We start from the raw sequence: 12,942 nt of genomic DNA, 5'->3' as shown, positions 1-12,942 counted from the left end.
CTATACAATTCAGAAATCTTTTATGCATTTACACAAGATATTTTACGCTCTCAAGTTATATAAGCATACTAGTAAATTGGTTGATTTCGTTGCTTCACCAACTGGTAACTATACTAATTATATTAATACCTTTAACGAGCGTCATCAAAAAATTGATGATGATTTAGCGGAGTTAGATTAAGTAAAAAGGAAACAATATACTCATAGCAATCTTAATTAGAAATTAAAAAGGTCGATAGTGTTAGATATTTTGAAGTTAATTTTAACCCGTGTTATAATATGTATGCGATAAAGAGAAAATCTTTTAAGGTAACACAATAGCCACTCCCATGCGACGGGAATGGCTATTTTTTTCGCTTGATGCGACTACAAGCGTGTGGGCTGAAGCAACCTGCTTAGTTATCGGCGATTATTCAACCAATAATCGACTAGTTTAAGTACTAGACCAACAATAATTGGCGCGATAACCAAAGAGAATACATCTTTCAAGGTAACACCCCCAATCGGGGCAAGTTGCCAATCAAAAGTATATCATGCTAAGAGTTGCTTATGTAAACTAACTTAATAACAAATAAAAAAGACACTACCCAATTAACTCAGATATTGACATGCACGCCTCGCCTAGAGCTGTATTAATTTATGCTGGCACTGATTACCATATTGATTACCATATGTTCTTATTCTATGGTATAAAATAGTATTTCAGAAAAATAAAAAACCGATAGCATCAGGGGGTTAAACCCGTCTACTATCGGAAATGTTAATCAATTAATAATGGGCCCCCTGGGAGTCGAACCCAGATTTCAAGAACCGGAATCTTACGTGCGATCCATTACACTAAGGGCCCATAACATTAATAGTTTAGCGAAATTTTGCCAAAATAGCAAGGGTAAAATTGACTTCGTGGCGCTTTGATGAGTTTTAGATTTAAAAAAAGGAAACGTCATGAGTTTGAGTTAGGTTCTCACCATAGTCTGAGGGTAAAATCCACCCTAAGGCCTATGACGTATTGCTTCGAACCGTTCATAATAAGTCTTGTAATTAACAGATGTGAAAACCAATGGAGGTTAATAACATGAATGAACGCGAACGAATTTTAGAACTCGTCAAAAAAGGCATCATTACTTCTGAAGAAGGTTTGGTCCTACTAGAGAATTTGGCGAAGAAGAAAGAAGCTTCAACTGAAGCAACGATGAATCGTACGACCCAAACATACTCAAACAATGAACAAGCTGATCACGACTCAGATGATGACGATGAGGATTTCGATGATGATCAGAATCTTGATGACGCAGAAGATGAGGCACTTGATAAATTTGAGCAACGCCTGAGTGAGTTAAAGACGGAATTGGCTGCGTCTAACGATCAGCTCGCAGAGACTCAAACAAAGATTGCCGCTGTTCAACGTCAAATTGATCGTGACCAGGAACATATCACGGTAATCGACGCGATGGAAGATCTCGATAGTTTAACTGATGAGAAGGTTCAAGAGCGCACTGAAGCAAAAGGGCGTGTCGTTGAATTGCAACAAACCGTCGAGAACTTGGAGTTAGCTGAAAGCGAATTGACCCAAAAGATCAGCGATTTGAACAAGGAAATTGGTAAGTTGACGCGTGATCGTATCAAAGAAAGCATTCATTTTGATGAAATCCGCGATCAAACGGCATCAACGTTTAATGACTTAGGTGAGAAGGTTTCTGACCTTGGCACGTCAATTGGCGGCTTTGTTCGGAATACCGTGAAGAATGTCGTCGACAATATCGATTGGAACGACGTGACAATCAGGGTACCGGGAATTGTCTCTTCAAGTTTCAAGCATGACTTCATTTACGAGGATGCAACGGCAACTATTCTGGATATTAAGAATGCGAATGGTGCAGTTAAGATCAGTAGTTGGGATCAAGATGATATCAAAGTTGCAGCCAATATCAAACTCTACGGTAAAATGGATGAAGCAGATCAATTGAGCTCATTCCTCAAACGTAGCCATATCGAAGTGACAGAAGACCGGTTCATCTTCCAGGTGCCGAACAAACGTGTTCAAGCTGATCTACAAATATTCTTGCCTAAGCGCACCTACGATCACGTGACCTTGAATCTGCTCAATGGTGATATTGAGATAAAAGATTTCACGGGTAAAGATGTTTACTTGAAGACGACTAACGGCGAGGCAAATCTGAACCGAATTGACGCAACGATGATTGAATTTGAGGGCGTGAATGGTTCGGTCAACTTGGATGAGAGCCAGTTACGTGAGGCATTATTCAGTACAGTCAATGGTAATGTGACAGTTAACGCGAAGGTGCGTGCCGGCGACCTTTCAACGGTCAACGGGAACGTCAAGGTGACTTTGCACAACGACGATTTACATCGCTTAGACGTGTCATCTGTTCATGGCACTGTGAAAGTGGCTGTTCAAGAGAATCTAGATCTTCACGGCGTCGCTAAGACACGTTTAGGAACGGTTCGGACGCGGATGTCCCATCTCGAAATCACGGATGAGAAGACGACAACTGGCAAACGCCTTAACTTTAAGCGTGGCGAGACAGAAGGTGCCGATTTGAATTTAAGTAGTACTTCTGGCATCATCTATTTGAAAGATAATCAATAATTAGGTTAACTAAGTGGAACAATTTTGGAGGAGAAGAATATGGAAAAAAGACTATACCGCTCAAGAACAGATCGAAAAATTGCTGGGGTTGCAGGTGGGCTTGCCGAATATTTTGGTATTGATGCTACTTTAGTGAGAATTGCCTTTGCATTACTTATCTTACTGGCTTCTACAGGCTTCTGGGCATATGTCATCTTATGGATCGTTATGCCAGAACGTCCGGCGTCAGATCATCAACGTCAAGATGTGACGGGTGATTCTAGCTCGCATCATGATGATAACTGGAGCAATTTCTAATTAGATTGTTGAAGATTAAGAGGTGTTTGAATTGCCGTTTATTGTATTCTTATTATTCATTCCAATGTTGCTACTCATTCTTTTTGCATTGGTAGTTGGCGCGATTGGGCTCGTCTTTGGATTATTAAAGTTTTTGTTGCCCGTGATTCTGATTGCGTTGTTGGTCAATTTTTTCACTCGTCGTTCGGATCGTCATGATCATGATTGGACGACTCATTCGACATATCGTCCCACATCATCATATTCGCAACATGCCCGTAAGGAAATCTATGATGTCAAAGAAGAGGACGTGAAAGATCACCAACGAATGAGTGATCAGGATGACCAAGATGAGTGGAGTGATTTCTAAGCTGAACGGTTTCGTTAGTCGAAACTTAGCAATACCTCTCATCGAGAAAGATTTACGCCACGAATAGGAGGATCAGGATTTGAGCACGCAGGCAAGTCGAAAATTGATTAATATTTCTTCACTAGTTTCATTGCTTGCAATCATTAGCCTGACGATTTATTGGTGGCAGATGGGATTGTTCAGCAGTCAAACGGCAATGCAAAGTTATGTGGCACATCTTCAGCTACTGGGGCCACTCATTTTCATTGTGATCCAAATCGTGCAAGTCGTGATCCCAATTATTCCTGGTGGAATCAGTACCGCGGTCGGCGTGGTTCTCTTCGGGCCACTGTGGGGATTCGTCTATAATTACATTGGCATCGTCACTGGTTCGTTTATCAACTTTTTCTTGGCACGCTATTATGGTAAAAGCTTTATCTTACACGTGATTCCTAAAAAAGTTTATAACCGCTACATTGATCGAACGAAAAATCAAAAGGCTTTTGATTGGTTTTTCGCCGCTGCGATTTTCTTTCCGGTTGCACCAGATGACGTGTTAGTGTTGATGGCTGGTTTAACGAAGATGTCTTGGCAGAAGTTTAGTGCGATTATCATCTTTTTAAAACCATTTACGATTGCCGCCTATAGCTTCATTCTGTTGTATGGCAGTCAATGGTTGCTTCAATGGTTTAAATAATCAGTTATGGTCAATATTGAATCGAAAACCGATTCAGTATTGACCTTTTTTGTCCGGTCGTCGTGTTTGTCGATTCAGGCGTCGTCGTTTTCTAATTGGATCTCGCTTGTTAAACTTCTGGGTAACTTATATAATTGAACTAGATAAAGGATTGAAGCTCGATGTGTGATTTTTGTAACTGTTGATCGTTTCGAGTAAGAGAGGGTGGGCTTAATCGTAACATTGAATGATGTGGCCAAGCTGGCTAACGTGTCTAAAATGACGGCCTCGCGTGTGATCAATCATCCTGAACAAGTGACAGATGAATTGAAGCAGCTCGTCTTTAAAGCAATGAAGGAGCTGAATTATCAACCAAATTTTGCGGCCAAAGCCTTAGCCGCAAATACCACTCGTATTATTAAACTGATCATTCTTGAGAAAGTCGATACGGTTGAACCCTATTACGCGACGTTGTTGATGGGTGTTGCCCAATTCCTCAATAGTCATCAGTATGCGCTGCAAGTCGTGACTCAGAAAAATGCCGGCATTGGTGACTGTGATGGTTATATCATCACTGGTGCACGACGAGATGACTTTGAATGGATCAATGAATTGAACCGGCCAACGATTCTCTTTGGCGAAAATCGGCATCAATATGACTTTGTGGATTCGGATAATAAATATGGGACTTTTTTGGCGACCAGTGCTGCCATTAACGACGGTTACGAACATATTATCTTCTTTGGAATCGATCTGAAGGAGTCATTTGAATATTCACGTGAGCGTGGTTATATGGATACGATGCAAAAAGCCGGACGTGAACCGCAAATCGTCCGTTTTAGCAATCATTCCTCACAATCTCAGAATTATATCCAGGAACATTGGCAATCTTTTGAGAAGAATACTTGTTTTATTTGCTCCAGTGATCGTCTAGCGATTGGTGTTGAGCGTGGCATTCAACATATGAATGGACAGATTCCAGAGGAGTTTGGGATCACGGGCTTCGACGGTGTTTTTCTTGATCAGATTTCCGAGCCTAAGCTGACGACTGTCAAGCAACCGGTTATGGAAATGGGAAGCAAAATCGCCGAATTACTCTTGAAGAAGATCACTTGGGCGCTACCATTGGACGAAGATCACCATCCCAACCGGACGAACCGAATTGAAGTTGTTTTTTCGCCAGAGCTGATCAGAAGACAGACAACACGCAACTATCATCTAAATTAGCTGAGGATTAAGTTGAGAAGGGTGTCAGTAGAGGCACAATTTTAGCTTCCAACCGAAAAAATGTCTCATTGAGATCTGTACCGACCTCCAGAAGTTAGATTTTTGGTCTAACATTTGGGGGTCACTACAATCACTGATCTCGATGGGTATTTTTTTGCGTTGTGCAAGGGCGTGGTGAGGGTAAATGCAGCAGGAATGAACTTGTTACCGATAACATCGCCAATACCTCTTGCTGTTCTGTAACCGTTTTTCTAAGATAGACCATGAGGCAAACTAATCGATTGCTTTAACTGGCAAGTTTAGTTTTGCGAGGAACGTGAACATGAAGGGATGAAATATTATGACAGAGTGGTATGATCAGGCCATTGTCTATCAGGTCTACCCACGGAGTTTTCAAGACAGTGACCATGATGGTATTGGTGACTTACGTGGTTTGATTCAGCGCCTGGACTATATCAAATCGCTTGGCGCGAATACGATTTGGCTGAACCCGGTGTTAACATCACCACAGGTCGATAATGGCTACGATGTTTCCAATTATTATACGATCGATCCCAAGTTTGGCGATATGGCAACGATGACGGAATTGATTCAGAAGGCGCACCAACTGGGTCTTCACATTCTGATGGATTTCGTTTTGAACCACACGTCTGATCAACATCCTTGGTTTCAAGATGCCTTGAAAAACCCGAAGAGCTTATTTCGCGATTACTATATTTGGGAGAAAACCGAAAACGGGTTACCACCTAATAACTGGGGCTCCTTCTTCGGTGGTTCAGTGTGGGAAGAGCATCCTCAAGAGCACGGATCTTATTATTTTCACTTATTTGATAAACATATGCCTGATCTAAATTGGAAGAATCCAGAAGTTCGCGTAGCAATGATTGATGTCGCTAAATTCTGGGTAGAAAAGGGCATCGATGGTTTGCGCTTAGACGCGTTCATTCATATCGCTAAAGGGCCATTGACGCAAGATTATCCAACGACTTCGAATGACCCAGTGGTCGCTGAGCCAATGTTTGCGAATCTGCCGAATGTCGTGACTTATTTACAGGAATTCATCCACGAGTTACGCAAGATCAATCCGGATTTATTCATACTTGGTGAGGGTGCCTCTGCAGGTCCTAACCTTGCGGCATTGTACACACGTGAAATGGATGGCGATGCTCTGTGCGACGCGATTGTCAGTTTTCGAAACTTGCCAAAAACGGTACGCCCGGAATCGGACGAGTCGTTGTCTGTCGACCTACCAGCGCGAGAGAGGTTAGATGTGGATCAGTTGCCAATTTCTATTGTGGAATGGCAGACGACTTTGGCGCAGACGACGCAACCCACACTTTATTTTAGTAATCATGATCTGCCGCGGATGGCAACTGTTTATGGTGATGAACAATATGCAAGTGAGAGTATCAAGACATTAGCCACGATGCTTTATCTACAAAAAGGGATCCCGATTATTTATTATGGCGAAGAACTGGGCCTTAAGAGCGCAGAGTTACCTAGTTTCGCAGCTTTTCAAGATCAATCCGTCACCGAACTCAGTCAACGTGTCGCGCCCGAGCAAAAGACGGCTGTGTTGAAACGACTCTCAGAGACGAAAAAAACGGCGGCTAGACAAGCGATGCCATGGGATGACAGTCTTAATCAAGGCTTCTCTGCACATCAGCCATGGCTTCGTACGACGCAAAAGCAGACGAACGTCGCTGATCAAGAGAACAATCAAGACAGTGTGCTCAATTATTATCGTCAATTACTGCAGTTAAAACAAAGCTCGTTATTCACGATTGGTCATTTTCGATTGTTGAATGCACCGAGAGCGGTCATTATGTATCAGCGCGAATTTGACCACCAAATGGCCATCGTCGTCACAAATCTTTCTCGCAATGAACAACTTGTCCAACTTCCAGAGATATTCAACAGCGAAGTGGCATTGGCGTGTGGTCAGTGGCAACTTGACAAGCGCGAATTAAACTTGGGCGCGTGGTCGAGTGTGGTATTGATCAGTCAAACCCTTTAGATTTAGCAAGAACAATTGAAAATGTCACGGCAGGAGTGAGTGAAATCTAATCAGATTTCACTCACTTTTTACTGAAAAAATGCATGAGCCTACGAACTATCGAATCGATTTTGAGACGAGGATAGCAGACGATTTAGTCATGACGCCGCACGCTGATCTGGGTCAAGGTTAAGTGATGACACTTTTTCTGTTATCGGTAACATCGGTATTTGCCTTGATTAAAAAACTAGAGGCTGTAATAATGTCCCTTGTAAGCGAAATCATATTTTAATTCTAGGAGGAACCAAAGAAATGAAGTCATGGAAGAAGATCGTGGTTGCGGGTGCTTCAGTTTTAGCATTAGCGACAGTCGCCTCTATTGATAGCCAGAGCGTTTCAGCTGCGAAGGCTAAGCCAAAAGGTAACATTACATTATGGGTGGATACAAACAATGTGCCATCATACAAGAAATTAGTTAAGAAATTCGAGAAGAAGTATCCAAAAGTTAAAGTTAAGGTTTCAACCAGTCCATCGGGTTCTGCTTCTGCAAAAACCGATTTGGCTAAAGATCCATCCAAGGCTGCTGATGTCTTCAAAGCACCTAACGACCAATTAGGCGCAATGTTCTCTGCAGGCTACATCAATCCCTTATCGCCATCCGCAAAGAAATGGGTGAAGAAGAATGATGTGAAGTTGGCAGGGAAAGCTGTGACTTGGAAGGGTCAATATTTAGCTTATCCACAAGATGAGCAAGCAAACATCATTTACTATAACAAGTCAAAATTAAATGCAACTCAAGTCAAAACATGGAAGAGTCTAACGGCAACAGGTGTGATCGGGACTGACTTTACTAACGCCTATAACTGGTATCCAGCCTTCTTATCAAATGGGACTTACCTTTATGGCAAGAATGGTGAAAAACTAAAGGGAACTAAGGTTAACAATGCTAAAGGTGTTCAGGTCATGACTTGGTTGGCTGCTCAAAAGTCCAACAAGGGCGTTCGTCAGTCAGGTGCAGCACTGTTGAGTGATTTAGAAGCAGGCAAGACATCCGCAATTCTTGATGGACCTTGGGATGGTAAAAGCGTTAAGAAGATGTTAGGTGATGACTTTGGTGTTTCAATTCTTCCTAAGATCGATTTCGGCTCAGGTAAAGAGAAACAAATGAAGGCATTCGCCGGTGTCGGTACTTTAGCCGTTAATGCAAAATCGAAGCATCAATTAGCTGCGGCAACCTTAGCCCAATATCTATCGAACCATAAGTCTCAGGTTGCGCTTTATAAAGGCACAAATGCCATTCCTGTTTCTAAGAAAGCACAAAAGAATAAGGCAATTAAAGCTGATCCAGTGGCTAAAGCGGTGATCAAACAAGCAAATCGCAGTACTGTAATGCCAAAGATGGACCAGATGGCGTCGTTCTGGAATTTAGCCGCACCACTGATCGACAATGCCTATAAAGGTAAAACACCAGCTTCACAATACAAGACACAACTTGCATCGTTTGAAAAAGGAATTTCTGGTAGCTCTAAGTAATGTTGTTATGATCTGTGGGGAGGTTGGGCTGAGCCTGACCTCTTTGTCTTAAGATTAGATTAGGAAAAGGACCGTAAACGTATGTTTAAAAAGAAAGCACACACCGCTCCTGAGGCCACGTTTAAAGAAACTTGGCAAGAAGGAGATTGGGCTACGAAACTTAGCTTCATCATCATGGGAATCAGTCAGCTAAAGAATAAACAATGGCTCAAGGGCCTTGTCTTTCTATTGAGTGAAGTTATTTTCTTAGTCTGGTTTTTCTACAATGGCATTAGTGCCATCAGTTTATTAGGCAGTTTAGGCAAAATCAAAAAGTTGACTCGAGTATTTGATAAGAACCAGGGTATTTATGTCACTAAACAACCGGATTCTTCGATGGTTATCTTGCTCTTTGGGGTGATTTCAATCATCTTAATCGCCTTGCTATTAGTTCTTTACTATGCCAGCTTGAAGTCGACGCGTCATCTCTATGCATTGAATCGTGATGGCAAGCATATTCCAACGACAAAAGAGGACCTCGCATCCTTGTTGGATACGCGGCTGCATCAACTCTTGATGTTCTTACCATTGGCTGGTATTCTTGCCTTCACCGTGACGCCAACAATCTATATGATCACCATGGCCTTCACGAACTTTAACCAATATCATCCCATTGGGTTTTCTTGGACGGGTTTTCAAGCATTCGGTGAGATCTTGACAGGTAGCATGGCCGGCACATTCTTCCCTGTTCTAGGTTGGACCTTGGTCTGGGCTGTTGCCGCAACTGCAACAACATTCGTCTTCGGTGTCTTGTTGGGGCTCTTGATTGAATCTAAAGGCATTAAGTTTAGAGGCGTGTTCAGAACGTTGTTCGTTATTGTCTTCGCCGTTCCCCAATTCGTTTCATTACTAATGATGTCGATGTTCTGGGATAATGCCGGCCCAGTCAACAGCTGGTTACAACGTATGCACTGGATCACAGAACCAATTCAATTCTTGCAGAACGCCAACTTGGCTAAATTGACCGTCATTGTGACCAACATGTGGATCGGGATTCCAGTGACTATGTTGATTGTCACCGCCATTATTCAGAATTTGCCCCAAGATCAGATCGAGGCAGCGCGAATCGATGGGGCCAATGCCTTCCAAGTCTTCAACAAGATTACATTCCCACAGATTCTATTTGTGATGACACCTGCTTTGATTCAACAGTTTATTGGTAACATCAATAACTTTAACGTGATTTTCTTGTTAACGGGTGGTGGACCATTGAACTCCAAGTTTTATCAAGCGGGTTCTACAGATTTACTGGTCACCTGGTTGTACAAATTGACGATGCAATCGGTACCTAATTATAATATCGCAGCTGCGTTAGGTATTTTCATCTTCATCATTTCAGCCGTCTTCTCACTGCTGGCCTATCGTCGTACAAATGCGTTTAAGGAGGGCTAAATTCTATGCATTCATATAAACGTCAACAACGGCTTTCTTTATCGTTAAGATATCTTCTGCTGATTGCATTAGTCATCGTTTGGATCTTTCCAATCGCTTGGATCATCATGACGAGTTTCTCAGTTAACTTATCAGGGTTCGTCTCAACATTCATTCCCAAACAATGGACACTCAGTAACTATGCGAAAATCTTCAATAACAAGTTATATCCATTCGGCTCTTGGGTCCTAAATACGTTCGTTATTGCCGTGATTTGTGCGGTTGTCAATACGTTTACAACGACGGTGATGTCTTATTCCTTATCACGTCTACGTTTCAAACTGCGTAAACCATTCTTGCAGTTCGCACTCGTATTGGGTATGTTCCCAGGCTTCATGTCGATGATCGCCCTGTACTACATGCTAAAGGCAATTGGTATGACAAACTTGGCTGGCTTAACTTTGGTCTATATTGGTGGTGCTGGACTTGGGTTCTACGTGATGAAAGGGTTCCTGGATACCGTGCCAAAGTCACTCGATGAGGCAGCCGAATTGGATGGAGCAACCAAGTGGCAGATCTTTACGCATATTATTTTGCCAATGGATCGACCGATGATTATTTATACGTCGCTAACCGCGTTTATGGGGCCATGGACTGATTTTATCTTCCCAAGTATTATTCTTTCGACGGATAGTCCTAAGAATAAGACAGTGGCTTATGGCCTCTACAATATGATGTCTAACACGAAGGGCCTCAGCAGTCAGTATTTCACTGCCTTCGTTGCTGGATGTGTCATTATTGCCGTCCCAATCACCATTCTATTCATCGTTTTGCAACGTTATTATGTGAACGGGATCACCGCTGGTGCAGACAAGGGTTAGTTTTAAGAATAGAAACCACTCGCAGTTCATGAATGGTTTCTATTTTATTAAGAGGTCGTTTTTTCGATTCGGTGATGCCATTTTGACTAATTGAGTCAAAAAACACCACGCATGATCTGCTCAACGTATTCCCATATTAATTTATTTAAAGAGAGGAATTTCATTCATGGAAACAGCAGCAATCTATCACCGCCCAGAAAGTGAATTTGCGTATCTTTACCAAGCCAATGATCTTCGTCTACGTTTGCGGACGAAGCGTGATGATGTTGCATCGGTTAATTGCTTCTTCGGGGATCCTTATGCAAGCACGACGGATGATCTTACCAATAATTCCGGGAGTTCTCATTGGGATTACCAGACGACGGCAATGCACAAAATAGCCTCGACAGAAGATTTCGATTACTGGGAAGCTGCTGTACAAGTGCCGTATAAACGCGCGCAGTATGATTTTCAAATCATCGGTGTCGATGGTCAAGAAGTTTTGTATGGCGATCGTGGTGTCTTTCCGTTTGCGGTTGACGCAATCGGCACGAATGGTAATCCATTCCGGTTACCTTATCTACATGAGATTGATCGCTTCAAAGAACCGGATTGGGTGCGACAGACGGTTTGGTATCAAATTTTTCCTGAGCGCTTCGCAAATGGCGACCCCACAAATGATCAAGTGGGAGTTAAGCCATGGCGCAGTGATTTGAGCCCTAATCGGACGGATTATTATGGTGGGGATCTGCAAGGTGTTCTCGATCATTTAGACTACTTACAGGAATTGGGAATCAATGGAATTTATTTCTGCCCAATTTTCAAGGCCTATTCCAATCATAAATATGACACCATCGATTATTTAGAAATTGATCCTGATTTTGGCAACAAAGAATTATTCCGACAGCTTGTTGAAGCTGCGCATCAACGGGGGATCAAGGTGATGTTGGATGCCGTGTTCAACCACATTGGTGATCGTTCTGTTCAATGGCAAGATGTTGTCGCTAATGGTGAACAGTCCCGTTTTGCAAATTGGTTTCACATCAAGCGTTTCCCAGTGACCTATCAAGAAACGGACAACTTCGAGAGTGCAAAGGCGTTGACTTTCGACACATTCGCCTTCACACCACATATGCCGAAGCTGAATACTGCTAATCCCGAAGTGAAGCAGTATCTATTGGATGTTGCGGCTTATTGGATCAAGGAGTTCGATATCGATGCTTGGCGACTGGATGTTGCCAATGAGGTGGATCATGCATTTTGGCGGAGTTTTGCGGAAACTTGTCATCAATTAAAAAGTGATTTTTATATCCTTGGCGAAGTGTGGCATAGCTCACAGCCTTGGCTCACCGGCGACCAATTTTCCGCAGTCATGAATTATGCGTATACCGAAACGTTGATCAACGGCATCGTTAATCACACGTTGACGCCGACGCGAATGGTGGATGGCTTGAATTATCAGCGGACACTTTATCAACGACAGGTCAACGAGGTGATGCTTAACACGTTGGATTCACATGATACGGCACGCTTGTTGACAGTCTGTGACCACGATAAGACGTTAATGCGGCAGGTATTAGCCTTTACCTTCTTACAAGAAGGAGAACCCTGCATCTATTATGGGGATGAAATTGGATTAGATGGCGGTAATGATCCAGATTGTCGTAAACCAATGAATTGGGATGAGTCGACTCAGGACCATGCACTTTTCAAATTTTATCAACAGCTGATTCAACTCCGTTTAGATCATGCCGATTTGTTAACGCAAGGTGAATTCACTTGGAATTTAGTTGATGATGCGCAACAGTTGGTTATCTTCACCAGAGCACAAGGCGGCCGGCAGCTAACCGCGACGTTTAATTTAGACGCACAGCCACACTCAATGTCGGTATCAGGTCGCACACAACTTTGTCAGAACTTTGATAAAGGCATTCTCGGGCCGAAAGGTTTTGTCATCACCATGAAGTAATTGTGGCGGATGAAAATGGCTGGTTGAAACGCGTC

At 42.7% G+C, this 12,942-nt stretch carries 12 protein-coding genes and 1 tRNA gene; 11 read left to right on the top strand and 2 right to left on the bottom strand.

Annotation, left to right across the window (positions count from 1 at the left end; translation table 11 throughout):
* Window positions 1–181 (top strand): hypothetical protein (locus tag FC15_RS09305; protein WP_235803307.1); only part of this gene is annotated, 181 nt, incomplete at its 5' end.
* A 218-nt stretch (window positions 182–399) separates the two neighbouring features.
* Here the strand turns inward: FC15_RS09305 and FC15_RS09095 are convergent.
* Window positions 400–489: a type I toxin-antitoxin system Fst family toxin gene (locus FC15_RS09095; RefSeq protein WP_146979147.1), complete on the bottom strand. Its 90-nt coding sequence runs from the start codon at window positions 487–489 to the stop codon at window positions 400–402.
* Between the two features lie 286 nt (window positions 490–775).
* Window positions 776–847 (bottom strand) — tRNA-Arg (locus FC15_RS01985).
* Between the two features lie 228 nt (window positions 848–1,075).
* On the opposite strand from FC15_RS01985, the gene liaX reads away from it, so the two are divergent.
* From liaX to FC15_RS01935, 10 genes are all read left to right on the top strand, one after another.
* A complete protein-coding gene (liaX, locus tag FC15_RS01980) occupies window positions 1,076–2,611 on the top strand; it encodes a daptomycin-sensing surface protein LiaX (protein WP_057823458.1) in 1,536 nt (511 codons plus the stop codon).
* Between the two features lie 39 nt (window positions 2,612–2,650).
* A complete protein-coding gene (locus FC15_RS01975) occupies window positions 2,651–2,908 on the top strand; it encodes a PspC domain-containing protein (protein WP_083479047.1) in 258 nt (85 codons plus the stop codon).
* Window positions 2,909–2,939: 31 nt separating this feature from the next.
* On the top strand, window positions 2,940–3,257 hold the full coding sequence (locus FC15_RS01970) for a hypothetical protein (RefSeq protein WP_057823449.1): 318 nt from the start codon (window positions 2,940–2,942) through the stop codon (window positions 3,255–3,257).
* Between the two features lie 79 nt (window positions 3,258–3,336).
* Complete coding sequence (locus FC15_RS01965; protein ID WP_057823446.1) at window positions 3,337–3,933, top strand: TVP38/TMEM64 family protein; 597 nt, start codon at window positions 3,337–3,339, stop codon at window positions 3,931–3,933.
* Between the two features lie 213 nt (window positions 3,934–4,146).
* Window positions 4,147–5,139 carry a LacI family DNA-binding transcriptional regulator gene (locus FC15_RS01960; RefSeq protein WP_057823473.1) on the top strand — a complete coding sequence of 331 codons (993 nt, stop codon included), beginning with the start codon at window positions 4,147–4,149 and terminating at the stop codon, window positions 5,137–5,139.
* A 340-nt stretch (window positions 5,140–5,479) separates the two neighbouring features.
* A complete protein-coding gene (locus FC15_RS01955; protein ID WP_057823443.1) occupies window positions 5,480–7,156 on the top strand; it encodes an alpha-glucosidase in 1,677 nt (558 codons plus the stop codon).
* A gap of 291 nt (window positions 7,157–7,447) precedes the next feature.
* Window positions 7,448–8,668, top strand: coding sequence for an extracellular solute-binding protein (locus FC15_RS01950; RefSeq protein ID WP_057823436.1), 1,221 nt, complete (start codon window positions 7,448–7,450; stop codon window positions 8,666–8,668).
* Window positions 8,669–8,749: 81 nt separating this feature from the next.
* Window positions 8,750–10,099 (top strand): carbohydrate ABC transporter permease, encoded by a 1,350-nt coding sequence (locus tag FC15_RS01945; protein WP_057823425.1) that lies wholly within the window; start codon window positions 8,750–8,752, stop codon window positions 10,097–10,099.
* Window positions 10,100–10,104: 5 nt separating this feature from the next.
* A complete protein-coding gene (locus FC15_RS01940; RefSeq protein WP_057823419.1) occupies window positions 10,105–10,959 on the top strand; it encodes a sugar ABC transporter permease in 855 nt (284 codons plus the stop codon).
* Window positions 10,960–11,125: 166 nt separating this feature from the next.
* On the top strand, window positions 11,126–12,907 hold the full coding sequence (locus FC15_RS01935) for a glycoside hydrolase family 13 protein (protein WP_057823417.1): 1,782 nt from the start codon (window positions 11,126–11,128) through the stop codon (window positions 12,905–12,907).
* Window positions 12,908–12,942: the final 35 nt, after the last annotated feature.

The sequence above is a fragment of the Lapidilactobacillus concavus DSM 17758 genome (assembly GCF_001435835.1).
Lineage (GTDB): Bacteria > Bacillota > Bacilli > Lactobacillales > Lactobacillaceae > Lapidilactobacillus > Lapidilactobacillus concavus.
Note: the sequence above shows the minus strand (reverse complement) of the source record. Positions and strands in the feature narration are given on the sequence as shown.

Coding starts and splice junctions, on each gene's coding strand:
- FC15_RS01955 (WP_057823443.1), top strand. CDS start 5,480: ATGACAGAGTGGTATGATCAGGCCATTGTCTATCAGGTCTACCCACGG.
- FC15_RS01950 (WP_057823436.1), top strand. CDS start 7,448: ATGAAGTCATGGAAGAAGATCGTGGTTGCGGGTGCTTCAGTTTTAGCA.
- FC15_RS01945 (WP_057823425.1), top strand. CDS start 8,750: ATGTTTAAAAAGAAAGCACACACCGCTCCTGAGGCCACGTTTAAAGAA.
- FC15_RS01975 (WP_083479047.1), top strand. CDS start 2,651: ATGGAAAAAAGACTATACCGCTCAAGAACAGATCGAAAAATTGCTGGG.
- FC15_RS01940 (WP_057823419.1), top strand. CDS start 10,105: ATGCATTCATATAAACGTCAACAACGGCTTTCTTTATCGTTAAGATAT.
- FC15_RS01935 (WP_057823417.1), top strand. CDS start 11,126: ATGGAAACAGCAGCAATCTATCACCGCCCAGAAAGTGAATTTGCGTAT.
- liaX (WP_057823458.1), top strand. CDS start 1,076: ATGAATGAACGCGAACGAATTTTAGAACTCGTCAAAAAAGGCATCATT.